Raw genomic sequence first — 24,245 nt, 5'->3', positions numbered from 1 at the left:
TTCGCCGCTCCCCTGCTTGAAAAGGAGTAATGCAGTATGTATGACTTAGTGATCAGACGCGCCAGACTGGCGGATGGCCGGTTGGTCGATTTGGCGGTGCAGGATGGCAAGATTGCCGAGGTAGGGCAGTTGGCTGACGACGTTAGTGCTCATCGGCTCTGGGATCTGGTGGGTCAGCACCACCTGAGCGCGGGTTGGATCGATTCCCACGTGCATTGTTACCCCTCTTCGCCGATTTACCACGACCAACCGGATTTGGTCGGCACCGCCTGCGGAGTCACCACGGTGGTCGACGCAGGTAGCACCGGCACCGATGATATCGATGCGTTTTATGCGTTGACACGCAGTGCCAAAACCAACGTCTTCGCCTTCCTGAATATTTCACGTATTGGCCTGCTGCGGCAGAACGAACTGGCCGATCTGGCGGATATCGATAAGCAGAAAGTCAGCCAGGCGATCGGTGAGCACCCGGGTTTTATCATCGGCATCAAGGCGCGTATGAGCAGCAGCGTGGTTGGGCAGAATGGCACCCGGCCGCTGGTACTCGCCAAAGAGATCCAGCAGGAAAACAACCTATTGCCACTGATGGTGCATATCGGCAATAACCCGCCGGATCTGGACGAGATTGCCGATCTGCTGACCCGTGGCGACATTATCACCCACTGCTACAACGGCAAACCGAACCGCATTCTGACCCCGGCGGGCACGCTGCGTGAGTCTATCCAGCGTGCATTGAAGCGTGGTGTGTTGCTTGACGTTGGTCACGGTACCGCCAGTTTCAGCTTTGAAGTCGCCCGGCAGGCGATTGCGCTGGGCATTTTGCCGCATACCATCAGTTCCGACATTTATTGCCGCAACCGCATGGCCGGGCCGGTACACAGCCTGGCGACGGTGATGTCCAAATTCTTCAGCGTTGGGCTGTCGCTGCCGCAGGTGATCGCCTGCGTGACTGAGAACGCCGCCTCGGCGCTGCGCCTGGTCAACAAGGGCCGGCTCGACGTGGGCTGCGATGCCGATTTCACCCTGTTTGATCTCCGCCAGGGGCCGCAGGTATTTGCCGACTCAGAAGGGCAATCAGCCACCGGCCAACAGTTGCTGGTTCCGCTGGCCGCCGTGGTGGCCGGGGAAATCCTATTAACCGATGAAGGGAAAGCCGCTCATGTCTTCGATTTATGAAAAATATAATTTAAAGCAGGTCATTAACACTTCCGGTCGTATGACCATGCTCGGCGTGTCCACGCCACGGCAGGACGTCATTGACGCCGTTGACTACGGCCTGAATCACTATTTTGAAATCAAGGATCTGGTCGACAAGACCGGTGCCTATATCGCTAATTTGCTGAACGTCGAAGATGCGGTGATCGTTTCCTGCGCCTCGGCGGGCATCGCCCAGTCGGTGGCGGCCCTGATCGTCAAAGACAACGCCAACCTGCTGGTGAATCTGCATTCCACGCCGATCACCGTTCCGCGTGAGATTGTGCTGCCGCGTGGCCATAACGTTAACTTTGGCGCGCCAGTCGACACCATGGTTGCGCTGGGGGGCGGCAAGGTGGTCGAAGCGGGTTACGCCAACGAGTGTTCTGCCGAGCAGCTCGAAGCCTGCATTACGCCGCAGACCGCCGCTATTCTCTACATCAAGTCGCACCACTGCGTGCAGAAAAGCATTCTTTCCGTTGAACAGGCGGTGGTGGTGGCGCGCAAACATAACCTGCCATTGATCGTCGACGCCGCGGCGGAAGAAGATTTGCTGTGCTACTACCAGATGGGGGCCGACCTGGTGGTTTACAGCGGCGCCAAAGCCATCGAAGGGCCAACCAGTGGGTTGGTGATTGGCAAGAAGCAATACGTTGAGTGGGTGAAGCTGCAATCCGGCGGCATCGGCCGGGCGATGAAGGTCGGCAAAGAGGGCATCCTCGGTCTGACGCAGGCGATCGAAAGCTATCTGACGCTGGAGAAAACCACCGGCCAGCAAATGGTAGAAAGAATGACGCCGTTTATCGACAGTCTGAACACCCTGACCGGCATCAGCGCCAAAACCGTCTGGGACAGCGCCGGCCGCGACATTGCGCGGGCGGAAATCACCTTTGACGAAGCGGTGCTCGGGCGTTCGACCTACGACATTGTGCAGGCGCTGAAAACCGGCGAGATCGCCATCTACTTCCGTGGCTATAAGGCCAACGAAGGCAAGATTGAAGTGGACGTGCGCAGCGTTGACCAACAACAGCTGATGACCGTCTTCACCTGTATTAAAAATCTGTTTACGGAGAAACAAGCATGAAGCTGCAACCTAACTACTATCGCGATCGCGTGTGCCTCAACGTATTGGCCGGCTCGAAAGACAATGCGCAGGACATCTATTCGGCAGCGGAAGGGCATGTGCTGGTGGGCGTTCTCTCCAAGAACTACCCGGACGTCGACAGTGCGGTGGCTGACATGCAGCACTATGCACGGCTGATTGAAAATGCGCTGTCAGTGGGATTGGGCGCGGGCGATCCGAAACAATCGACGATGGTCAGCCTGATTTCCCAACGGGTGCAACCACAGCACGTGAACCAGGTGTTTACCGGTGTCGGGGCCAGCCGCGCGCTGTTGGGGCAAAATGACAGCGTGGTGAACGGTCTGGTGTCGCCTACCGGCCGCGTCGGCTGGGTGAAGATCTCGACGGGCCCACTGAGCGCCGCTGCGCCAGACGGCATTGTGCCGGTGGAAACCGCCATCGCCCTGCTAAAAGACATGGGCGGAAGCTCAATCAAGTATTTCCCGATGGGTGGGCTGGCATGCAAAGAAGAATACCAGTATGTGGCCCAGGCCTGCGCCGAGCATGATTTTATGCTGGAGCCGACCGGCGGTATCGATCTGGAAAACTTCGAGCCGATCGTCGAGATCGCACTGGCCGCCGGTGTGAAACGGGTGATCCCGCATATCTACAGCTCAATCATCGATTCCGCTACCGGCAATACCCGCCCACAGGATGTCAAAACCCTGCTGGCAATCACCAAAAAGCTGGTGGGCTAATGGGTTTATCCCGATGAATTGGAGTTGCAGTTAGGCGGCCAGAGCGTACATCCCCAAGAGCTTACTTGAGTAAGTGACTGGGGTAAGCGCTAGCAGCCAACAACACTGCAGCACCAAGTAAGAAGGGAAAGATCGGATGACGTAAGGCAGGGAGGCGAGAGGCTCTGTATCCACAGGCGCGGACACACCGCGCCGCTATCTATAATCAGGATAACTATGCGAAACTGGCAGTCTCCAACCCTACGCACCGCGTTAACCCTGGCGCTACTGGCGATGTCCAGCCCGGCGCTGCATGCTGAGGATGCAATGAAATCTACGTCATCTCATTTCGCTTATATCGGTACCTATAATCCCAACGGTGAAGGCATTTACCGGGTGCAGATTGACCCAGCCAGCGGAGCGCTGAGCGCCAGAACGCTGGTCAGCAAACAGGGCAATCCGGCGCAGCTCACTGTGGATGCCAAAGGCCAGACGCTGTATGTCGCCAGCGAAGTGGCAAATTTTAACGGCACTAAACACGGCGGCATTATCGCTTACCGTATCAATCCATCCGATGGCAATTTGACGCAGCTGAACCAGGTCGATTCACAAGGCGCGGGGCCGGTTTACCTTTCTCCTACGCCAAACGGCCGTTATCTGCTGGTAGCGAACTACGTCAGCGGCACCGTGGCCGCCTTCCCGATCGAGAGCGACGGCAAGCTGGGCAACGCCAGTTCGGTGCAGCAACAGCAGGGGCCGGCAGGTGCCGGCAAGCCAGAAGGCGCGGTGGAAGGCAGTTTCGCTATCAGCGATCACAATGGGCCGCATGCGCATATGATCACCAGCGATCCGAGCGGCAAGTTTGTATTCTCCACCGATCTGGGGCTGGATCGGATCTACCAGTGGCGCTTTGACGATACCAGCGGCACGCTGACGCCGAACGATCCACCGTGGATCGCCGCGTCTTCCGCGGGTGCCGGTCCGCGTCACTTTGTATTCCATCCGGACGGTAAAACTGTGCTGCTGGTGAACGAAGAGGCCTCGACGCTGACCAGCTACCGTTTTGATAACCAAAAAGGTACTCTGAAACAGTTACATGTCGTCTCTTCGCTGCCTGCCGACTATAAGGGCACCAACTTTGCTGCCGGTCTGGTTCTCAGCGAAGACGGCAAAAATCTGTATGTTGCCAACCGGCTGCATAACAGCATCGCGCAGTTCAGCGTCGGCAGTGACGGTGAATTGCAGTCGGTGGCGGAAACCTGGACTCGCGGCGATTATCCACGCTCGTTGACGCTAAGTCCGGACGGACATTATCTTTATGCAATGAACCAACGCAGCGATAACGTCACCCGCTTCAGCGTAGACAAGGCCAGCGGCAAACTCAGCTTTGTTGAAGGCTATACGCCGGTGGGCAGCCCCTCGCAAATGGTGTTCTTGCCGGTGGCGAAGTAACCCGTTGCCCGCCTGATTCCCCAGGCGGGCACCTTAATTGACGGAAAGAGAATGGTGCGATTTCCCTACCCGCGTTTGGCCTATCTGTTCGATGCTCTGCAATCTGAGACTTTGCCCCAGGATGAGCTGGCGAAGCGCTTTGCGGTGTCCACCCGAACCGTGCGCGCCGACATCACCGCGCTGAACGATATTCTGGAAAAATACGGCGCCCACTTTGTGCATAGCCGTGGGGCGGGCTATCGCCTGCAGGTCGATGATGCCGTGCTGTTCAGCGCCCTGCAGCATCGGGAACGTAAAAAACACGCTACGCCACGCAGTGCGCAGGAACGGGTGCACTATCTGCTGATTCGTTTTTTGACCTCAGCCTTTTCTCTGAAGCTTGAAGATTTAGCCGATGAATGGTTTGTCAGCCGCGGTACGCTGCAAAACGACATGGCTGAGGTGAGAGAGCGCCTGGCGCACTACCAGTTGACCATTGAAACCAAACCGCGCTACGGCATGAAGCTATTTGGTTCGGAGATGGCGATCCGCGCCTGTCTGACGGATCTGTTATTCCAGTTGCACCTGGCCGACACCGAGAATCCGCTGCTCAACAATGAGATCCTGCTGCAACCGCAGGTGGCGAACTTTGCCGGGCTGTTGCATCCACTGTTGTCGCAATATGCCATCCGCCTGACCGACGAAGGCGAGCAATATCTGATTTTCTACTGTGCGGTGGCGCTGCGGCGCATTACCGACGGTTATCCGCTGCCGGACTTTGACGTTGAGGACGGCGATGACGCGGTGCGCAAGGTATCGACCTGGCTGGCGGGGGAGCTGCGCAAAGCCAGCGGCAAAGAGGTGTCGATGGCGGAGGAGGCCTATCTGCGGGTGAATATCGCCGCGCGGCGGGTGCAGGAGGTACAGCCGACCGAGATCAATGCCGATGACGAAGAAGCGCTGGTGGATTACATCCTTTCGTATATCAACGCGCACTATAACTACAATCTGCAGGGCGACAAGCAGCTGCGCGCCGATCTGCTGACCCATATCAAGACCATGATCACCCGGGTGAAGTACCAGATTAATATCCCTAACCCGCTGTTGGCGAACATTAAACAGCACTACCCGATGGCCTATGACGTGACGCTGGCCGCGGTCTCCAGCTGGGGGAAATACACGCCTTATACCCTGAGCGAAAACGAGATCGGCTATCTGGTGCTGCACATTGGCGTTGGGCTGGAGCGGCATTACAACATCGGCTATGAACGGCATCCGCAGGTGATGCTGGTGTGCGATACCGGTAACTCGACGGTACGTATGATCCAGGCGCAGATTGCACGTAAATACCCGCAACTGGTGATGACGCGCATCGTTTCGCTGCGTGATTACGAGGTGCTCAACCACATCGACGAAGACTTTGTGATTTCCAACGCGCGGGTCAGCGAGAAGAACAAGCCGGTGGTGGTGATGTCGCCGTTCCCTACCGAATACCAGCTCGAACAGCTGGGCAAGCTGGTGCTGGTGGATCGTACCAAGCCCTATATGCTGGAGAAATTCTTCGACGCCGAGCATTTTATGCTGGTCAACGAGCCGCTGACCCAGGCGCAATTGTTCCAGAAGGTGTGCAGCCAGCTTGAACGTGAAGGCTACGTCGGCGATGATTTTTATCCGTCGGTGGTGGAGCGCGAGGCGATTGTCTCTACCCTGCTGGGCGAAGGGATTGCACTGCCGCACTCACTGGGGCTGCTGGCGAAAAAAACCGTGGTAGTGACGCTGCTGGCGCCGCAGGGCGTGGCCTGGGGAGAGGGCGAGGTTGCCCATGTGATTTTCCTGCTGGCGATCAGCAAGAGCGATTACGAAGAGGCGATGGCGATTTACGAGCTGTTCGTCACCTTTGTGCGCGAGCGTTCGATGAGCCGCCTGTTGGGCAGTGATAATTTCGACAGTTTCAAAGCGGTGGCGCTGGACTGTTTAAGCCGGATCTAGTGGAGAATTATAGGGTGTAAGTCAGAGGGCGCAGCATGCAGCGCCCCTGGCGGTTAGTCTTCGTCAAAACCAGAATTAATCAGTTCGATCACGGCGGCCAGTGCCTTGGCTTCATCCGGGCCGGTGGCTTCCACTTCGATATGACGGCCCTGTGCGGAGTCCAGCATCAGCAGCGCAATCACGCTGCTGGCTTCGGCCTCGGTGCCGCTGTCATTGCGCAACATCACCTCGGCATCAAAGCTCTGCACCAGCTCAAACAGCTTCATCGCCGGGCGCGCGTGCATGCCCAGTTTATTTTTGATTTCAACCGTTTGCTTGACCGTCATTGTTTGCGTTTTTCCAGCGTGCGGTGGCGTGACTGCACGTTTTTGCCGCGTGAGCGGAAGTAGTCGGCCAACTGTTCCGCTACATAGACTGAACGATGTTTACCGCCGGTACAGCCAATGGCGACCGTCAGATAGCTGCGGTTGTTGGTTTCCAGCATCGGCAACCACTGTTCCAGATAGCTGCGGGTCTGGTAGATAAAGTTATGCACTTCAGTGTGGCGATCGAGGAACGAGGCGACGGGCTTATCCAGGCCGGTCATCGGACGCAGTTTCGGATCCCAGTGTGGGTTTGGCAGGAAACGCACGTCGAACACGTAGTCGGCGTCAATCGGGATGCCGTGCTTAAAGCCGAAGGATTCGAACACCATGGTCAGCTCGCGCTCGCGTTTGCCCAACAGGCGGGTACGCAGCATTTCGGCCAGCTCATGCACCGACATTTCCGAGGTATCGATGATTAGATCGGCCCGGGAGCGCAGTGGCTCAAGCAGGTCGCTCTCTTCATCGATGGCGCTTTCCAGCGACAGGTTCTTGCTGGATAGCGGGTGCAGACGGCGAGTATCACTGTAGCGGCGGATCAGCGTATTACGGTCGGCGTCGAGGAACAGCAACTGCGGTGAAAAGCTGTCCGGCAGTTGGGTCATCGCATATTCAAACACTTCCGGCGATTCCGGCATGTTACGCACGTCGATGCTTACCGCAGCGGAGCTATTGCGTTCCGCCAGCGTATTGGCAAGCTGCGGCAGCAGTACCACGGGCAGGTTATCAACGCAGTAAAAACCCATGTCTTCCAACGCCCGCAAGGCGACGGATTTCCCTGAACCGGAACGGCCGCTGACAATCATCAGCACCATGTGGCAACTCCCCCTGGCATCTCAGTGGCGTTTATCGCCACCGCTAGAAACTTTATGATCCCGATCTGAACCGGGATCCATCGTGGCTAAACAGTATCGTTATCCGGGCTGGAAGTCACGCCAGCCGGGCGTTACTCGGTGATGATTTGGTAAAGCTCTTCGTCACTTTGCGCTGCCCGCAGGCGGCGGCATACGGTTTTGTCGGCCAGGCGCTTGGCGACCAGCGACAGGGTATGCAAATGGGTTTTACATTGGTCGGCCGGCACCAGTAAGGCGAACAGCAGATCGACCGGCTGGTTATCAATGGCGTCAAAGGCGATAGGTTGGTCGAGACGGATAAACACGCCAACGGCCCGCAGTGTGTCCTCTTCCAGTTTGCCGTGGGGAATCGCGATACCGTTGCCGATACCGGTGCTGCCCATGCGCTCGCGGGTGAGAACCGCGTCAAACACCACCTGTGGTGACAGGTTGAGCTGCTTGGCGGCCAGTTCGCTGATAATTTCCAAAGCCCGTTTCTTGCTGGTGCAATGGACGGAACTTCTGGTGCACTCGATGTTTAACACCGAGCTTAATTGCATTGTTTCGTTGTTCATCTCATCTTCACTTAAAACCACACCAGCAAGCAGGAGGCTTGTGAGGTGATTTTTCGCCTTGTTTAACCCTTGATGGCTTATCGGCGCGATACCCATACAGGTAACGCGCCGATGGCCGAGGCTACGTTTGAGCCGTACCCGCTGACGGAAACGGCCCAGAATGTCAGTGTTGTTTCAGTTTGTCTTTATGTTTGTTCAATTGACGTGCCAGCTTGTCGATCAGGCTGTCAATTGCGGCATACATGTTCTCGTCTTCCGAGGTGGCGTGCAACTCGCCTCCATTCACGTGCACCGTTGCTTCCGCAATCTGCTGCACTTTTTCCACACTAAGAACGACATACACCTGATTTATGCGATCAAAATACTGTTCGAGTTTAGCGAACTTGGTGTTCACGAACTCACGCAAAGGTTCGGTGATTTCGATGTGGTGTCCGGTAATGTTGAGCTGCATAATGTCTTCCTTCTCAATAGAGGTCAAACCAACTGTTTACGTTGGTTGGACGGCGGGATGGACAAAGACTCTCGGTACTTGGCGACGGTACGCCGCGCCACGATGATCCCCTGGTCGGAGAGCAGGGTAGCCAGCTTGCTGTCGCTGAGCGGTTTGGCGGGGTTTTCCGCCGCGATCATTTTCTTCACTACTGCCCGGATCGCCGTAGAGGAAGCTTCGCCTCCGCTGTCGGTATTCACATGGCTGGAGAAGAAATATTTCAATTCGAAAATGCCGCGCGGACTGTGCAAAAACTTCTGCGTGGTCACGCGTGAAATTGTCGATTCATGCATCTCCACGGCCTGGGCGATATCCGCCAACACCATGGGCTTCATAAATTCAGCACCCTGTTCAAAGAACGCCTGTTGCTGCTCGACGATGCAGCGTGAGACTTTCAGCAGGGTGTCGTTTCGGCTTTCCAGGCTTTTGATCAGCCATTTTGCTTCCTGCAGATTGCTGCGGATGTACTGGCCGTCGCTGTCGTTACGCGCGCTGTTACCCATTGCGGCGTACTTCTGGTTGATCTTCAAGCGTGGAATGCTGTCGCTATTGAGCTCAACCGTCCAAACATCTTGCACCTTACGCACCAACACGTCCGGGATCACGTACTCGGATTCGCCGGTATTGATCGACTGGCCCGGACGCGGATCGAGAGACTGAATCAGCTGCATCGCTTCTTTCAGTGTATCTTCTTTTGAGCGGGTTGTTCGCATCAGACTGCGAAAGTCGTGGTTAGCCAGCAAGTCCAGATGTTCGCTGATGATCAGGCGTGCTTCAGCCAGGTATGGCGTGTCTTTGGCATACTGGGAAAGCTGAACCAGCAGACAATCGCGCAGATCGCGCGCGGCGACGCCAACCGGATCAAAACGCTGTACGCGCTTCAATACCGCTTCGACTTCGTCCATTGTCACATTCTCGTCACCGATGCTCTCCAGAATGTCTTCCAGTGGCACGGTGAGATAGCCGGTGTCATCAACGGCGTCGACGATCGAGGTGGCGATAGCGGCATCGGTATCGGAGAACGGCGTCAGATCCACCTGCCACATCAGGTAGTCCTGCAGGGTCTGGGTGGTTTCGCCCTGATACACCGGCAGTTCATCGTCACTGTAATCGGTACGGGTACCGGATGGCGTACCGGCGGTGTAGATTTCATCCCAGGTGGCGTCCAGCGGCAGCTCTTCGGGCATGTCCTTCTGTTCCAGCGCCTCGCGGGTATCCAAACCTTCGGTTTCGACGGTCTCTTTGGCGTCGACTTCTTCGTGCAGATCGGTCTGTTCAAGCAATGGGTTGCTCTCTAACGCCAGCTGTATCTCCTGCTGGAGCTCAAGCGTGGACAACTGCAGCAGGCGGATAGCCTGCTGGAGCTGGGGGGTCATGGCCAGTTGTTGGCTAAACCTGAGTTGCAAACCTTGCTTCATAATCTTCAGTCTACTTCCGTTAACAGTCGTCCATCAGGACGCGCTGGCACTCAGAGGCGGAATTCTTCGCCCAGATAAACGCGTTTCACCTGCTCATCGGCCAGAATAGCATCCGGCGTGCCGTGAGCAATCAGTTTGCCCTGGCTGACGATATAGGCGCGTTCACACACGTCCAGCGTTTCGCGCACGTTATGGTCGGTGATCAGCACGCCCAGGCCGCTGTCACGCAAGTGCTCGATAATTTTTTTAATGTCGATAACGGAAATCGGATCAACCCCGGCGAAGGGTTCATCCAACAGGATGAATTTCGGGTTAGCCGCCAGGGCACGGGCGATCTCGACGCGGCGGCGTTCACCACCGGACAGCGCCTGGCCCAGGTTGTCGCGCAGGTGGGTGATATGGAATTCTTCCATCAGCTCTACCGCACGGTCTGCACGCTGCTCACTGCTGAGATCGTCACGGATCTCCAGTACGGCCATCAGGTTGTCATACACGCTGAGGCGGCGGAAGATCGACGCTTCCTGCGGCAAATAGCCGATGCCACGACGCGCACGGGCGTGCAATGGCAGCAGACTGATGTCTTCTTCGTCAATCACGATACGTCCGGCATCACGCTGAACGATACCTACCACCATGTAGAAAGTGGTGGTCTTGCCGGCGCCGTTTGGCCCCAGCAGGCCGACGATCTCGCCGGATTTCACTTTCAGGCTGACGTCTTCAACAACTTTACGGCCCTTGTAGGCTTTCGCCAGGTTTTCTGCGATGAGTGTAGCCATAGGTGATTAGTTACTCTTCTTTTGCCCGTTTTTGTCTTGCAACTGCGACGGTACCAGAACCGTAGTCACGCGTTTGCCTTTATCGCTGAACGCCTGCATTTGCTGCTGTTGCACCAGATAGGTGATGCGATCGCCTTTTACGTTGCTGTCGAGCTGCTCCAGATAGGCGTTCCCGGTCAGGGTCACCAACTGCGACGCCACATCGTAACGGACTTTCTGCGCATGGCCTTTTACCGGCTTGCCGCTGTCTTGCATCTGATAGAAGGTGACCGGATTACCAAAGGCTTCGATATAAGTCTTGTTCTGATCGCCGTCCGGCCGGGTCACCACCACCTTGTCCGCTTTGATATCGATAGTGCCCTGCTTGATCACCACGTTATCGGTAAAGGTGCTGACGTTGCTCTGCATATCCAGAGACTGTTTCAGCGAGTCGATGCTCACCGGTTGGTTGGAGTCGGACTTCAGTGCCCAGGCTGGGGCGCTGGCGGCCAAAATCAAGCTGCCGATCAACAGATTACGGCTTTGTTTGTTGGTTCTGAATTTCATAGTTGGTCTTAACCTTATCAATCAACTCAGCGGTTTTGGCCCGCAGGTTCCCACGCATTTTCATGCCGTTAGAGGTGAAGTTCGTCCCGTAGAGCGTCACTTCGTCATCCGAAGCCACATCCTGGGTCACCAGGTTCACCTGAGCATTGTCCGTTTTAATTTTTTCCAGCTGTGAGGTGGTGGTCAGGCTGTTCACCTCGACATGGCCGTAAAGATACAGCATCCGGTCTTTAGTCAGTTTGGCGCGATCGGCGCGAACTGACCAGGTAGCCACCGCGTTTTCATCAAACAGCGTCATCACCGGCTGGGTAAACCAGCTTAATTCATCGGCGGTATAATACTTGACGTCTTCCGCCACCAGCTTGTAGCTCAGCTTGCCGGTCGGATTGTACACTATGGTGACCGTATGCTGGCTCTGATAAGTCGGATCCTGGCTGTTAGCCGGTCCCGGCGCGGCATCGTCATTGACATCAGTCATGTTCCAGCCAATCAGCGCCAATGCGATCACCGCCAGCAGGATGGTGATCCAAAGTTTGGTTTTACTCATATCGACAGCCCTTTGGCGTCCTCCAGCTTGTTCTGAGCCAAAAGAATAATGTCACACAGCTCGCGCACCGCACCGCGGCCGCCGGCAATGCGGGTAATATAGTGGGCGCGTGGCAACAGCAGCGGGTGTGCATCTGCCACCGCAACCGACAGGCCAACCTGCGCCATCACCGGCCAGTCAATCAGGTCGTCGCCAATATAGGCTACCTGATCTGCCGTTAGCGACAGTGTATCCAACAGTTCGCGGAAGGCCAAAAGCTTATCGGATTGCCCCTGATAAAGGTGGGTAATACCGAGGGTCTTTGCCCGATCTTCCAGCAGCTTGGCAGAGCGGCCGGTGATGATCGCCACTTCAATATCCGAGGTTTTCAGGCAGCGGATGCCGTAACCGTCACGTACGTTGAAGGCTTTTAACTCTTCGCCGTTGTTGCCCATGAAGATCAGGCCGTCTGACAGCACGCCATCGACATCACAAATCAGTAGGCGGATTTTGCCGGCACGCGCCATGACGTCTTGTTCTACAGGCCCGTAGCAGGTTTCAACCAGACTCATTGAGTTCTCTTCCATAATTAAACGACGCCGGCGCGCAGCATGTCATGCATATGTACCACACCCAGCAATTGGTCGCCATCGGCAACCAGCACTGCGGTGATATGGCGTTGCTGCATCAGGTTCAGCGCGTCTACCGCCAGCAGGTTCGGGCGCACTCGCACGCCGCCGAGCGTCATGACATCGACAATCTTGGCTTCGTTGAGATTGATACCCATATCAAATATCCGCCGCAGGTCACCATCGGTAAAGATACCGGCGATCTTCATCAGATCGTCACAGATGACCGTCATGCCCAGATTTTTGCGGGTGATTTCCAGCAGAGCATCACGTAGCGAAGCATCGGCACTGACATGGGGAATTTCATCGCCGCTGTGCATGATGTCGCTCACGCGTAGCAGCAGTCGGCGGCCCAGCGCGCCACCTGGGTGCGACAGTGCAAAATCTTCCGGCGTAAAACCACGGGCCTTCAGCAGGGCGACGGCTAACGCATCGCCCATCACCAGGGTAGCGGTGGTGCTGGTGGTCGGCGCCAGGCCAAGCGGGCAGGCTTCCTGCGGCACTTTAATGCACAGATGAATATCCGCCGCTTTGCCCATCGAACTTTCCGGATTGTTGGTCATGCAGATCAACGGGATTTGCTGGCGTTTCAATACCGGGATCAGCGCCTGAATTTCGTTGGACTCACCCGAGTTGGAGATGGCGAGCACGATATCCTGTGCGGTCACCATGCCGAGGTCGCCGTGGCTGGCTTCCGCAGGATGAACAAAGAACGAAGGCGTGCCGGTGCTGGCGAAGGTGGCGGCAATCTTGCAGCCGATATGACCGGATTTACCCATGCCCATCACCACCACTTTGCCGGTGCAGTCGGCGATCAACTCACAGGCGCGAGTAAAGTCTGCATTGATGTATTGATCGAGCTGGGCCAGCCCGTCACGCTCAATCTGCAGCACTTCTTTGCCTGCCTGCTGAAAATCAAAGCCTGGTTGCAACTGAATGTTCGACATGCTCATTCCCGTCGGTTTAGCCGAAAGTATTGAAAGGGTTAAAAAACAGCACCGCAAGATACGCAATAAAACCACATAATAACAGAGCGCCTGCCAGATGACCGATACGATGTTTCCGCCCAATGCACAGGGCGCTGAGCACAATGCTGACCGCCAGCATCACCCAGTAATCGCGGTGGAAGGCGGCACCATCGACACTGCCCGGAGACAGCAGGGCGGGGACGCCCAGTACGATCACCGTATTGAAAATGTTGGAGCCGATGATATTACCAATCGCCATATCATCCTCCCCCTTTAGTGCCCCGGCAATGGAGGTGGCCAGCTCCGGCAGGCTGGTGCCGATAGCGATAATGGTCAAACCGACCACCAACTCACTCATGCCGAAATAGTGCGCAATCACCGTGGCGTTATCGACCACCATTTTGGAAGACAGCGGCAGAATGATAAAGGCCAGCACCAGCCACAACACCGCCACGGTGTTGCTGCTGTCCTGCGGCAGTTCGGCCATTTGTTCCACGGTCAGGCTGTCGTTGCCTTCGCGCTGCGCCAGCCGGGCAATTTTCAACATCAACAGAATGAATACGGCGGCGGCGGCCAACAGCACCACGCCATCCAACCGACTCAGCGTGCCGTCCATCAGCACAAAACCGCACAATACTGTGACCGCCAACATCAGCGGCAGTTCGCGGCGCAATACTTCGGAACGCGCAGCCAGCGGGTGGATCAACGCGGCAACGCCAAGGATCAGTAAAATATTGGTGATGTTGGAACCCAATACGTTCCCCACCGCCATATCTATTTGCCCGTTCAGCGCGGCGGTGGTCGACACAAACAGTTCCGGCAGTGAGGTGCCGATACCGACGATGGTGATGCCGATAATCAGCGGTGGTACACCAAGTGAACGAGAAATGACCGCAGCACCGTAAACTAAGCGGTCTGCACCATATACCAGTAAAAATAAACCAACGATTAATAAAGCTATCGCGAGAAACATGCAGGGTCCTTTGTTGGGAATTATCCCGGTTCGTTGGTTAAAAGCCGTAATTCGGCTATCTTGCTTTGCCCTCCGTTGCGCAGGCTAAAGCCGCAGCAACGGGATTTCCCGGCTAATATATGAACACTTTCGTTTTTTTTCGTTATGGCGCCAATTTTGACCGGGTGGCGCGTAAAAGTAAAACCTATGGCACCATTGGTAGCGAAATGCCGGTAAGTTTTTGTAAAGATGAGACGCATTGCGCCCGTTGCTTTAACATCGCGGGTAGATTTGGCAAAAATGAGCCGTAAAGGATCCATTAACATGCACCAGAAGGCAGAGAATCTGGTCGAAGTTCGCGACATGACTTTCTCGCGCGGCGATCGACTGATATTCGAAGACATCAACCTGACGGTTCCCCGTGGCAAGGTGACAGCGATCATGGGGCCGTCCGGTATTGGTAAAACGACGCTGCTGCGTCTGATTGGCGGCCAGCTGGCACCGGACAGCGGTGAGATCTGGTTTGATGGCGATAACATTCCCGCGTTGTCCCGCCATCAGCTGTATGAAGCGCGCAAAAAAATGAGCATGCTGTTCCAGTCCGGCGCGCTGTTTACCGATCTGACGGTATTTGAAAACGTGGCTTATCCGCTGCGTGAACACAGCCGTTTGCCGGAACCGATCCTGCGTAGCACGGTGATGATGAAGTTGGAGGCGGTTGGGCTGCGTGGTGCGGCTGAGCTGATGCCCAATGAGTTGTCAGGCGGTATGGCGCGGCGTGCCGCGTTGGCGCGGGCGATTGCGCTCGACCCAGAGATGATCATGTTCGATGAGCCTTTCGTCGGCCAGGATCCGATCACCATGGGCGTGCTGGTGAAGCTGATCGATGAGCTCAATCACGCGCTGGGCATCACCTGCATCGTGGTTTCGCACGACGTACCGGAGGTGCTGAGCATCGCCGACTACGCTTACATTGTTGCCGATCATCGGGTGATTGCCGAAGGCACGGCGCAAGAATTACAGAACAATCCTGATGCGCGCGTGCGCCAGTTCCTGGATGGTATTGCCGATGGGCCGGTACCTTTCCGTTATCCGGCCGGCGATTATCAGGCCGAGCTGTTAGGTTTAGGGAGTAAATAAGCTGATGTTATTACAGGCGTTAGCGTCGTTAGGACGCCGTGGCATCAACACCAGCGCCAGTTTTGGGCGCGCCGGATTGATGTTGTTCAACGCGCTGGTCGGGCGGCCTGAACCGCGTAAGCAGTGGCCGCTGTTGCTCAAGCAAATGCACAGTGTGGGCGTACAGTCGCTGTTGATCATCATGGTTTCCGGGGTGTTTATCGGCATGGTGCTGGGCCTGCAGGGCTATCTGGTGCTGACCACTTACAGCGCCGAAGCCAGTCTGGGCATGATGGTGGCGTTATCGCTGCTGCGTGAACTGGGCCCGGTGGTCACCGCACTGTTGTTTGCCGGTCGAGCCGGTTCCGCGCTGACGGCCGAAATTGGTCTGATGAAGGCGACCGAGCAAATATCCAGCCTGGAAATGATGGCGGTCGATCCGCTGCGACGTATTGTCGCACCGCGTTTCTGGGCCGGTTTGATCAGTATGCCATTGTTGACGCTTATCTTTGTCGCGCTGGGCATCTGGGGCGGCTCGGTGGTTGGCGTGGACTGGAAGGGCATTGACAGCGGCTTCTTCTGGTCGGCGATGCAGGGCGCGGTAGAGTGGAAAAAAGACTTGCTCAACTGCCTGATCAAGAGCGTGGTTTTTGCCATTACCGTGACCTGGATTGCCATCTTCAACGGCTATGATGCGGTACCGACCTCTGAAGGGATTAGCCGGGCAACAACGCGTACCGTGGTACATTCGTCACTGGCGGTGTTGGGATTGGATTTCGTGCTGACAGCACTGATGTTTGGGAATTGATTCGATGCAAACGAAGAAGAGTGAAATCTGGGTTGGGGCATTTATGCTGATTGCGCTGTGCGCCATCGTGTTTTTGTGCCTGCAAGTGGCGAACATTAAGTCGATTGGTAACGAACCGACCTACCGTATTTACGCGACCTTCGATAATATCGGCGGTCTGAAAGCGCGTTCACCGGTGAAGATCGGCGGGGTAATGATAGGCCGGGTGGCCGATATCTCGCTTGATCCTAAAACCTATACGCCGCGCGTCGCCCTGGACATCCAGGATAAATTCGACCAGATCCCGGACACCAGCTCGCTGGCGATCCGCACCTCCGGCCTGCTGGGGGAGCAATATCTGGCACTGAACGTCGGTTTTGAAGATCCGGATATGGGCACCGCCATTTTGAAAGATGGCGGCACTATTCAGGACACCAAATCAGCCATGGTACTGGAAGATCTGATCGGCCAGTTCCTGTATAAGAGCGGCGGTCAGGATGACGCAGCCAAAGCGGGCGACGCGACTGCTGCGCCGCAACCTGCTGCCCCTATTCATTAAGAGAGGAAACCTGCATGTTTAAACGTTTACTTATGGTTGCTCTGCTGGTGGTTGCGCCGCTGGCGAATGCGGTCGATCAAACCAATCCTTATAGCCTGATGCAAGACGCGGCTCAAAAGACCTTCACCCGTCTGAAAACCGAACAGCCAAAGATCAAGCAGGATCCTAACTACCTGCGTTCCGTAGTGCATCAGGAACTGATGCCGTTTGTGCAGGTCAAATACGCCGGTGCGCTGGTGTTGGGCCGTTATTACAAAGACGCGACGCCGGCACAGCGTGAAGCTTACTTCACCGCATTCCAGGCTTATCTGGAGCAGGCCTACGGCCAGGCGCTGGCGATGTACCACGGCCAGACTTACCAGATTGAACCTGAAAAGCCGCTGGATAATGCCGACATTGTGGCCATTCGCGTGACCATCATTGATCAGGGCGGTCGTCCGCCGGTGCGTCTGGATTTCCAATGGCGCAAAAACAGCAAGACGGGTTACTGGCAGGCATATGACATGATCGCCGAAGGCGTCAGCATGATCACCACCAAGCAAAACGAGTGGGCATCTACCCTGCGTACCCAAGGGATTGACGGCCTGACCAAACAGCTACAGGCAGCGGCGCAGCGTCCAATCACGCTGGATCAGAAAAACTGATGACCACGGCCCTCAGCTTTGAATCGCAGCAGCAGACCCTGATCCTGCGCGGTGAACTGGATCGGGAAACTCTGTTGCCGCTGTGGGAACAGCGGGAAACGTTGCTGGCGGATAAAACCGTCCTCGACGTTACTCAACTGCAGCGTGTGGACTCTTCCGGGCTGGCATTGCTGGTACATCTGCGTGAACAGCAGCGTCAGCGCGGTGTGGAATTAAAAATTTCTGGCGTCAGCGATCGCCTGAAAACCTTGATCACGCTGTACAACCTGCAAGCAATAATGCCTGTTGATACCGCTGGTTAGCCCTACTTTCGGCTGGCTATAGACGGTTTCGCCTCAGAAAGCCCCTGTTACACAGGGGCTTTTTCTTTAGTTTAAGAAAACGTCTGATTCCACTAAGATGTCAGGCTGATTATGATCCTTTTGATGCAGAACTGGATACTATGGAAAATAACGAGATTAAAGACGTGTTGATGCGTGCATTGGCACTGGATGAAGCACATGTTACTGGCGACGGTAGCCATTTTCAGGTGATTGTGGTCGGTGAGCTGTTTGCCGCCATGAGCCGCGTCAAGAAACAACAGACAGTGTATGCACCGCTGATGGAATACATTGCGGACAACCGTATTCATGCCTTGTCGATTAAGGCATACACCCCTGAAGAGTGGCAGCGAGACCGCAAACTCAACGGATTTTAAGGCTGTTTGCCCAGCGGGGCGGGCAGCGTCAGTTTAGATAATAGAGAGTAGTCAAATGGATAAATTTCGTGTGCAGGGCCGGACCCGCCTCAGCGGTGAAGTTGCTATTTCCGGGGCTAAAAATGCCGCCCTGCCGATCCTGTTCGCCGCATTATTAGCGGAAGAGCCGGTCGAGCTGCAGAATGTCCCGAAGCTGAAGGACATCGATACCACCATTAAGCTACTCAACCAGTTAGGCACCAAGATTGAACGCAATGGCTCGGTGTTTGTTGACGCCAGCGGTGTGAATGAATTCTGCGCCCCCTATGACCTGGTGAAAACCATGCGTGCTTCTATCTGGGCACTGGGGCCGCTGGTCGCTCGCTTTGGCCGTGGCCAGGTTTCCCTGCCGGGTGGCTGTGCGATCGGGGCACGTCCGGTCGATCTGCACATCACGGGTCTGGAACAGCTGGGTGCTGAGATCAAACTGGAAGAAGGCTATGTTAAAGCTTCCGTTGACGGCCGCCTGAAGGGCGCACACATCGTTATGGACAAGGTGAGCGTTGGCGCTACCGTGACCATCATGAGTGCGGCAACGCTGGCGACCGGCACCACCGTGATTGAGAACGCGGCTCGCGAGCCGGAAATTGTCGATACCGCCAACTTCCTTAACACGCTGGGTGCGAAAATCACCGGAGCAGGCAGTGACCGCATCACCATCGAGGGCGTTGAGCGCCTGGGCGGCGGTGTTTATCGCGTGCTGCCGGACCGTATCGAGACCGGTACCTTCCTGATCGCTGCCGCGGTTTCCGGTGGTAAAGTGATGTGCCGTGATACTCGTCCAGATACGCTGGATGCGGTGCTGGCCAAGCTGCGTGAAGCCGGTGCGGATATCGAAGTAGGCGAAGACTGGATCAGCCTGGACATGCATGGCAAGCGTCCGAAAGCGGTGACCATTCGTACTGCGCCGCATCCGGGGTTCCCGACCGATATGCAGGCCCAGTTCAGCTTGCTGAACCTGGTCGCAGAAGGCACCGGTGTGATCACCGAGACCATCTTCGAAAACCGCTTCATGCATGTGCCTGAACTGATCCGCATGGGCGCACACGCCGAGATCGAGAGCAACACTGTGATTTGTCACGGCGTTGAGCAACTGTCCGGTGCACAGGTGATGGCGACCGATCTGCGCGCTTCAGCCAGTCTGGTGATTGCGGGTTGTATCGCTGACGGTGTAACCGTAGTCGATCGTATCTATCACATTGACCGTGGCTATGAGTGTATTGAAGACAAGCTGCGTGCGCTGGGTGCGAATATCGAGCGTGTGAAAGGCGAATAATCTGTTGGATGCCGGGGTGTTGCCCCGGCGGAAATGCAGTATTGAAGGGTCTGGCTTTGCCGGGCCCTTTTTAATTGTTATCTTCCGGGAATTCACCCACCGTCATCTTCAGCGTGATGCGTTTGCCCTCGCGCAGTACGACCACCGGAATTTCTGTACCGGGGCGGATCTCCGCCACCTGATCCATGGTCTCCAATACCGATATTGCCGGTTTGTTGTCGACATTGATAATCACGTCGTTGATATGGAAGCCGGCGTTACCTGCCGGTCCGTTCGGCGTAATTTCGGTCACGATAATGCCCTGCAGGCGATCGATGCCGGAATTGGACGAGCGCAGGGGAATAATTTCTTTACCCTGAATACCGAAATAACCACGAATGACGCGGCCGTCACGGATCAGTTTATCCATGATCTTGGTAGCCAGCTCGATGGGAATAGCGAAGCCCAAACCTTCCGGCGTTTCCCCATCGGTGACTTTATCGTAGGTCAGGGTATTGATACCGATTAACTCACCCAGCGAGTTGACCAGCGCGCCACCCGAATTGCCGCGGTTAATCGAGGCATCGGTCTGCAGGAAGGTTTGGCGACCGGTGGTGCTCATACTGATACGACCGGTGGCGCTGAGGATCCCCTGAGTAACCGTCTGGCCGAGATTATAGGGGTTGCCGATAGCCAGCACGACGTCACCCACGTGAGCGGTACGGGCGGTATTGATTGGGATAACCGGCAGGTTGCCCGGATCTATTTTCAACACCGCCAGATCGGTCAGGCTGTCAGAGCCGACCAACAAGGCTTCATAGCGGCGGCCATCCTGGACGACCACGGTAATTTGTTGCGCATCCTTGATCACATGGCGATTGGTCAGGATATAACCGCGATCGTTCATGATCACCCCGGAACCCAGCGACAAAACGTTGGTGGTGCCATTTATATTGCGGTTGTAGATATTCACGACGGCAGGCGCAGCGCGGCGTACCGCTTTGTTGTAGCTGACCGGTGTTTCGTCACGGGTACTGTCATGTTTTTCTGCGAACAGGGTATTGGAGGAACGTAGCACGGGAAGCGCAGCCAGCAGCAGGCCGGCAACGATTAGACCAATAACGACGGAACGCAAGAGCTTAGCAAACATGGAGTTTTAGTACGTGAGGTAAAAGATACACGGAGGATAACATGAGAATACCGGGCGCAGTATGTCACCGAGCCCGGTTTTTAAACAAATTACCGATTAACGCAACAGCAGATAAATGGTTTCACCGCCGCGCACGATGTTCAGTGCCATCACCGGGGGTTTGGCTTCAAGTACCTTGCGTAACGCCGTGATGTTCTCAATACGCTGGCGGTTGATGCCAATGATCACATCATCTTTCTGCAGTCCGATCTGCGCAGCCACAGAACCTTTATCGACTCTGTCGATCTTCACGCCCTTGTCGCCGCTTGGAATGGCACCGTTGCTGAGTGAAACACCCTGCAAGGCCGGAGAAAGCGTTTCGGCATTGGTGGAGGCACCATCGCTGTTATCCAGCGTAACGGAAACTTCCTGTGGCTTACCGTCGCGCAGCAACCCGATCTTGATGATTTTGCCCGGCGCGGTGGTCCCCACCTTGGCACGCAGCTCCGCGAAGCTGCTGACGGCCTTGCCGTCGACGGAAACCAGAATGTCACCGGCCTTGATACCCGCCTTGGCAGCGGCGGATTTAGGCAATACTTCGCTGACAAAGGCGCCGCGTTGGGTATCGGTATTAAATGCCTTGGCCATATCGGCGGTCATTTCACTGCCTTTGATGCCCAGCAGGCCGCGTTTGACTTCGCCAAACTCGATCAGCTGTTGGCTGAGGTTCTGCGCCATGTTGCTTGGGATGGCAAAGCCGATGCCCACGTTGCCGCCGCTTGGCGCCAAAATGGCGGTGTTGATGCCGATCAGCTCACCGTTGAGGTTAACCAGTGCGCCGCCGGAGTTACCGCGGTTGATGGAAGCATCGGTCTGAATGAAGTTTTCCAGCCCTTCCAGGTTCAGGCCGCTGCGGCCCAACGCAGAAATAATGCCGGAAGTCGCGGTCTGACCCAGGCCGAACGGGTTACCGACGGCCACGGCAAAATCGCCGACCCGCAGTTGGTCGGAGTCCGCCATTTTAATCGCGGTCAGATTTTTCACGTCGCTGAGCTGCAACAGGGCGATATCGGATTGCTCGTCACGACCGAGTAGCTTGGCGTCCACTTCACGGCCATCGTTCAACTGCACGCTAATTTTGTCGGCGTTGTTGATCACGTGGTTGTTGGTCAACACATAGCCTTTGGCGGCATCGATGATGACGCCAGAACCCAACCCTTCAAACGGACGTGAGCTTTGTTGCTGCCCTGGGGCATCAGGGCCGAAGAAGCGTTTGAATTCCTCCGGAACCTGCTGGCGCTGTATCTGTGTGCCTTCAACATGCACGCTGACGACGGCGGGCAGGACTTTTTCCAGCATCGGTGCCAGGCTTGGCAGCGGTTGTCCCTGAACGGCGACGGGCATCGCCGCGGTGGCTGCCGGTACGGAGGTCAGTGTGAGGCCAATACTCATTGCCAATGCACTAAGAATTAACGACTTTTTATTCATTGATTATAACTCTCTCAATACCTGCCGGTGAAAGGGTGATGATAATGCAGCAGCACTACCATAGTGAAGGATAAGACCGTGAATTTGCGTGAAAAGTTCACTCAGGCGCCAGCTTTAAGAATAGCTCAGCGTGGGGAAGAAAAACCGGGGAAAGCAAAGACCCGTGGGACTGGCCCACGGGCGAAGAACGGCGTTTAGTCGCGGCGCGGACGTTCGCCACGCAGCAGGCCAGATGCGCCTTCAGAGTAATCGCGTGGCATCTCTACCGGCGTTTGATCGTTATCCGCTTCGGCTTCGCTCAGGCGATAACGGAACGGGTTTTCCTGCATTGGCAGGTCCGGTAGCAGGTTGTTGGAGCTTTTCGCCATGTGCTGATACAGCTGGCGATAGTCGCGTGCCATGTTGTCCAGCAGCTCAGCGCTACGGGCAAAGTGGCCGACCAACTCCTGGCGATACTCTTCCAGGTCGGTTTTGCTCTTGTCCAACTCATTTTGCAAAACTTGTTGTTGACGTAATTTACGGTTACCAAAACGCATCGCTACCGCACCAATGACGATACCGACCACCAAACCAATCAGCGCATACTCCCAGGTCATGATGACTCCTATTTTGACTTCGTTGTTCCGCAGGGATTTTTCACTTAATAATATCCACTATAACCGTTAACCTTGTCCGAGTGGAATCCTGATGAGCCATGACCTGTTTTCTTCAGGGTTTTCAGTAGCGCCCTGAGTGGGTATTTGTAGCGATAAGGGCAAGAAGCCCCGTAAAATTGCCGCGAAAATGGGCTAAATAATTTCTAAGCGTTGTTAGGGAACATCGAACAGATGCAGGCACAATCACCATTATCACGCTACCAGCAGGTGCTGGATGCGGGAGAATATCAGGCCGATGCGGTGCAATGTCAGGCCGTGACTCAACTGGATCATATCTATCAGGCATTGCAGCAGACGCCTGCTGTCAATGCGTCGGTCGGTGGCCTGCGCGGCAAGTTCAACCGTTGGCTGGGCAAGAGCAGTGAAACGGCTCAGCAGCGCCCGGCTCAGGGCTTATATATGTGGGGCGGCGTTGGCCGCGGCAAGACCTGGCTGATGGATATGTTCTTCCACAGCCTGCCGGGGGACCGCAAACTGCGTCTGCATTTCCACCGTTTTATGCTGCGGGTGCACGAAGAGCTGACGGAGCTGCAGGGGCAGGAAAACCCACTTGAAATCATCGCTGACGGTTTCAAGGCGCAGACCGACGTGCTGTGTTTCGACGAATTCTTTGTTTCCGATATTACCGACGCCATGCTGCTGGCAACCTTGTTGCAGGCGCTGTTTGCCCGTGGCATTACGCTGGTGGCGACCTCCAATATTCCGCCGAACGATCTGTACCGCAACGGCCTGCAGCGTGCGCGTTTCCTGCCGGCGATCGACCTGATTAACCAGTATTGTGACGTGATGAACGTTGACGCTGGCATTGATTACCGCCTGCGCACTTTGACTCAGGCCCATTTGTACCTGACGCCGCTTGATGAGCAGACCCGGCAGACCATGGACCGGATGTTTGTGAAGCTGGCCGGCAAGGAAGGGGAGTCGGCGCCGGTATTGCAGATCAATCACCGGCCGTTGCAGGCGATCCGCGCGGTAGACGGCGTACTGGCGGTAGATTTCCACACGTTGTGCGAAGAGGCGCGTAGCCAGTTGGACTATATTGCATTGTCGCGCCTGTATCACAGTGTGATCCTGTATAATGTGCGAGTAATGGGCCCATTGAAGGAAAATACTGCACGTCGCTTCCTGGCGTTGGTGGATGAATTTTACGAACGTCACGTCAAGCTGGTGATCGCCGCCGAAGTGTCGATGTTCGATATCTACCAGGGGGAACGGCTGAAGTTTGAGTACCAACGCTGCCTGTCGCGGCTGCAGGAAATGCAGAGCGAGGAGTATCTGAAGTTGCCGCATCTGCCGTGACGCCCAGGGGGACCCCGACCGCCGGTGTCCCCGCATTTCCGCCGTTAGCGCTAAATTGCGTTTCTATTCAAAAAGCGTTCGATC

The 24,245-nt window shown here is 55.8% G+C and carries 28 protein-coding genes; 13 read left to right on the top strand and 15 right to left on the bottom strand.

The genetic code is table 11. From position 1 onward, the window contains the following. Positions 1–36 precede the first annotated feature (36 nt). From QOT07_RS22325 to QOT07_RS22305, 5 genes are all read left to right on the top strand, one after another. Complete coding sequence (locus tag QOT07_RS22325; RefSeq protein ID WP_283603938.1) at positions 37–1,176, top strand: amidohydrolase/deacetylase family metallohydrolase; 1,140 nt, start codon at positions 37–39, stop codon at positions 1,174–1,176. Beyond that, complete coding sequence (locus QOT07_RS22320) at positions 1,160–2,278, top strand: DgaE family pyridoxal phosphate-dependent ammonia lyase (protein ID WP_283603937.1); 1,119 nt, start codon at positions 1,160–1,162, stop codon at positions 2,276–2,278. Before QOT07_RS22325 ends, QOT07_RS22320 begins: the two co-directional genes overlap by 17 nt. Next, a complete protein-coding gene (dagF, locus tag QOT07_RS22315; protein ID WP_099062095.1) occupies positions 2,275–3,015 on the top strand; it encodes a 2-dehydro-3-deoxy-phosphogluconate aldolase in 741 nt (246 codons plus the stop codon). Before QOT07_RS22320 ends, dagF begins: the two co-directional genes overlap by 4 nt. 216 nt (positions 3,016–3,231) lie before the next feature. Continuing rightward, on the top strand, positions 3,232–4,446 hold the full coding sequence (locus QOT07_RS22310) for a lactonase family protein (protein WP_283603936.1): 1,215 nt from the start codon (positions 3,232–3,234) through the stop codon (positions 4,444–4,446). Between the two features lie 51 nt (positions 4,447–4,497). Next, the gene (locus QOT07_RS22305; protein ID WP_207977349.1) at positions 4,498–6,414 is read left to right on the top strand and encodes a BglG family transcription antiterminator; all 1,917 of its coding nucleotides are present in this window, start codon (positions 4,498–4,500) and stop codon (positions 6,412–6,414) included. A gap of 53 nt (positions 6,415–6,467) precedes the next feature. On the opposite strand, the gene npr is transcribed toward QOT07_RS22305, so the two are convergent. The 12 genes from npr to QOT07_RS22245 all read right to left on the bottom strand — a co-directional run bounded on the left by npr (position 6,468) and on the right by QOT07_RS22245 (position 14,809). Further along, the gene (gene npr / locus QOT07_RS22300; protein WP_012147066.1) at positions 6,468–6,740 is read right to left on the bottom strand and encodes a PTS phosphocarrier protein NPr; all 273 of its coding nucleotides are present in this window, start codon (positions 6,738–6,740) and stop codon (positions 6,468–6,470) included. After that, positions 6,737–7,591, bottom strand: a complete 855-nt coding sequence (gene rapZ / locus QOT07_RS22295; RefSeq protein ID WP_012147065.1) for an RNase adapter RapZ — start codon at positions 7,589–7,591, stop codon at positions 6,737–6,739. Before rapZ ends, npr begins: the two co-directional genes overlap by 4 nt. 131 nt (positions 7,592–7,722) lie before the next feature. Then, a complete protein-coding gene (ptsN, locus tag QOT07_RS22290) occupies positions 7,723–8,184 on the bottom strand; it encodes a PTS IIA-like nitrogen regulatory protein PtsN (RefSeq protein WP_099062098.1) in 462 nt (153 codons plus the stop codon). A gap of 163 nt (positions 8,185–8,347) precedes the next feature. Continuing rightward, complete coding sequence (gene hpf, locus QOT07_RS22285; RefSeq protein ID WP_012147063.1) at positions 8,348–8,635, bottom strand: ribosome hibernation promoting factor; 288 nt, start codon at positions 8,633–8,635, stop codon at positions 8,348–8,350. 23 nt (positions 8,636–8,658) lie between these two features. Continuing rightward, complete coding sequence (gene rpoN / locus QOT07_RS22280; RefSeq protein WP_283603935.1) at positions 8,659–10,092, bottom strand: RNA polymerase factor sigma-54; 1,434 nt, start codon at positions 10,090–10,092, stop codon at positions 8,659–8,661. 50 nt (positions 10,093–10,142) lie between these two features. Continuing rightward, positions 10,143–10,868: an LPS export ABC transporter ATP-binding protein gene (lptB, locus tag QOT07_RS22275; protein WP_085119668.1), complete on the bottom strand. Its 726-nt coding sequence runs from the start codon at positions 10,866–10,868 to the stop codon at positions 10,143–10,145. Positions 10,869–10,874: 6 nt separating this feature from the next. Next, positions 10,875–11,414, bottom strand: a complete 540-nt coding sequence (gene lptA / locus QOT07_RS22270; RefSeq protein ID WP_283603934.1) for a lipopolysaccharide ABC transporter substrate-binding protein LptA — start codon at positions 11,412–11,414, stop codon at positions 10,875–10,877. Then, positions 11,383–11,961, bottom strand: coding sequence for an LPS export ABC transporter periplasmic protein LptC (gene lptC / locus QOT07_RS22265; protein WP_085119666.1), 579 nt, complete (start codon positions 11,959–11,961; stop codon positions 11,383–11,385). Before lptC ends, lptA begins: the two co-directional genes overlap by 32 nt. After that, positions 11,958–12,512 (bottom strand): 3-deoxy-manno-octulosonate-8-phosphatase KdsC, encoded by a 555-nt coding sequence (gene kdsC / locus QOT07_RS22260; RefSeq protein WP_085119665.1) that lies wholly within the window; start codon positions 12,510–12,512, stop codon positions 11,958–11,960. Before kdsC ends, lptC begins: the two co-directional genes overlap by 4 nt. Positions 12,513–12,529: 17 nt before the next feature. Then, positions 12,530–13,516 (bottom strand): arabinose-5-phosphate isomerase KdsD, encoded by a 987-nt coding sequence (kdsD, locus tag QOT07_RS22255; RefSeq protein WP_085119664.1) that lies wholly within the window; start codon positions 13,514–13,516, stop codon positions 12,530–12,532. Between the two features lie 16 nt (positions 13,517–13,532). Next, positions 13,533–14,510: a calcium/sodium antiporter gene (locus QOT07_RS22250; RefSeq protein ID WP_099062101.1), complete on the bottom strand. Its 978-nt coding sequence runs from the start codon at positions 14,508–14,510 to the stop codon at positions 13,533–13,535. Between the two features lie 20 nt (positions 14,511–14,530). After that, complete coding sequence (locus QOT07_RS22245; RefSeq protein ID WP_157765416.1) at positions 14,531–14,809, bottom strand: hypothetical protein; 279 nt, start codon at positions 14,807–14,809, stop codon at positions 14,531–14,533. Positions 14,810–14,813: 4 nt separating this feature from the next. On the opposite strand from QOT07_RS22245, the gene mlaF reads away from it, so the two are divergent. From mlaF to murA, 7 genes are all read left to right on the top strand, one after another. After that, positions 14,814–15,629 (top strand): phospholipid ABC transporter ATP-binding protein MlaF, encoded by an 816-nt coding sequence (mlaF, locus tag QOT07_RS22240; protein WP_099062102.1) that lies wholly within the window; start codon positions 14,814–14,816, stop codon positions 15,627–15,629. 4 nt (positions 15,630–15,633) lie between these two features. After that, positions 15,634–16,416, top strand: coding sequence for a lipid asymmetry maintenance ABC transporter permease subunit MlaE (gene mlaE, locus QOT07_RS22235; protein WP_099062103.1), 783 nt, complete (start codon positions 15,634–15,636; stop codon positions 16,414–16,416). Positions 16,417–16,420: 4 nt separating this feature from the next. Then, entirely contained in the window at positions 16,421–16,954 is a 534-nt protein-coding gene (gene mlaD / locus QOT07_RS22230; protein WP_112347120.1) for an outer membrane lipid asymmetry maintenance protein MlaD, read from the top strand. A 14-nt stretch (positions 16,955–16,968) separates the two neighbouring features. Beyond that, positions 16,969–17,598 carry a phospholipid-binding protein MlaC gene (gene mlaC / locus QOT07_RS22225; protein WP_099062105.1) on the top strand — a complete coding sequence of 210 codons (630 nt, stop codon included), beginning with the start codon at positions 16,969–16,971 and terminating at the stop codon, positions 17,596–17,598. Next, entirely contained in the window at positions 17,598–17,900 is a 303-nt protein-coding gene (mlaB, locus tag QOT07_RS22220) for a lipid asymmetry maintenance protein MlaB (protein ID WP_099062106.1), read from the top strand. Before mlaC ends, mlaB begins: the two co-directional genes overlap by 1 nt. Before the next feature lie 140 nt (positions 17,901–18,040). After that, positions 18,041–18,295, top strand: a complete 255-nt coding sequence (ibaG, locus tag QOT07_RS22215; RefSeq protein ID WP_012147051.1) for a BolA family iron metabolism protein IbaG — start codon at positions 18,041–18,043, stop codon at positions 18,293–18,295. A 55-nt stretch (positions 18,296–18,350) separates the two neighbouring features. After that, positions 18,351–19,610, top strand: coding sequence for a UDP-N-acetylglucosamine 1-carboxyvinyltransferase (murA, locus tag QOT07_RS22210; protein WP_099062107.1), 1,260 nt, complete (start codon positions 18,351–18,353; stop codon positions 19,608–19,610). A 70-nt stretch (positions 19,611–19,680) separates the two neighbouring features. On the opposite strand, the gene degS is transcribed toward murA, so the two are convergent. From degS to zapG, 3 genes are all read right to left on the bottom strand, one after another. Continuing rightward, positions 19,681–20,739, bottom strand: a complete 1,059-nt coding sequence (gene degS / locus QOT07_RS22205; protein WP_099062108.1) for an outer membrane-stress sensor serine endopeptidase DegS — start codon at positions 20,737–20,739, stop codon at positions 19,681–19,683. Between the two features lie 96 nt (positions 20,740–20,835). Continuing rightward, on the bottom strand, positions 20,836–22,206 hold the full coding sequence (degQ, locus tag QOT07_RS22200; protein WP_099062109.1) for a serine endoprotease DegQ: 1,371 nt from the start codon (positions 22,204–22,206) through the stop codon (positions 20,836–20,838). Positions 22,207–22,400: 194 nt separating this feature from the next. After that, positions 22,401–22,802, bottom strand: coding sequence for a Z-ring associated protein ZapG (zapG, locus tag QOT07_RS22195; RefSeq protein ID WP_085119655.1), 402 nt, complete (start codon positions 22,800–22,802; stop codon positions 22,401–22,403). A 231-nt stretch (positions 22,803–23,033) separates the two neighbouring features. Here zapG and zapE point away from each other — a divergent pair, with 231 nt between their 5' ends. Beyond that, entirely contained in the window at positions 23,034–24,161 is a 1,128-nt protein-coding gene (zapE, locus tag QOT07_RS22190) for a cell division protein ZapE (protein ID WP_283603933.1), read from the top strand. The last annotated feature ends 84 nt before the right edge of the window (positions 24,162–24,245 follow it).

The sequence above is a fragment of the Serratia proteamaculans genome (genome assembly GCF_949794035.1).
In the GTDB taxonomy this organism is placed as follows: domain Bacteria; phylum Pseudomonadota; class Gammaproteobacteria; order Enterobacterales; family Enterobacteriaceae; genus Serratia; species Serratia proteamaculans.
Note: the sequence above shows the minus strand (reverse complement) of the source record. Positions and strands in the feature narration are given on the sequence as shown.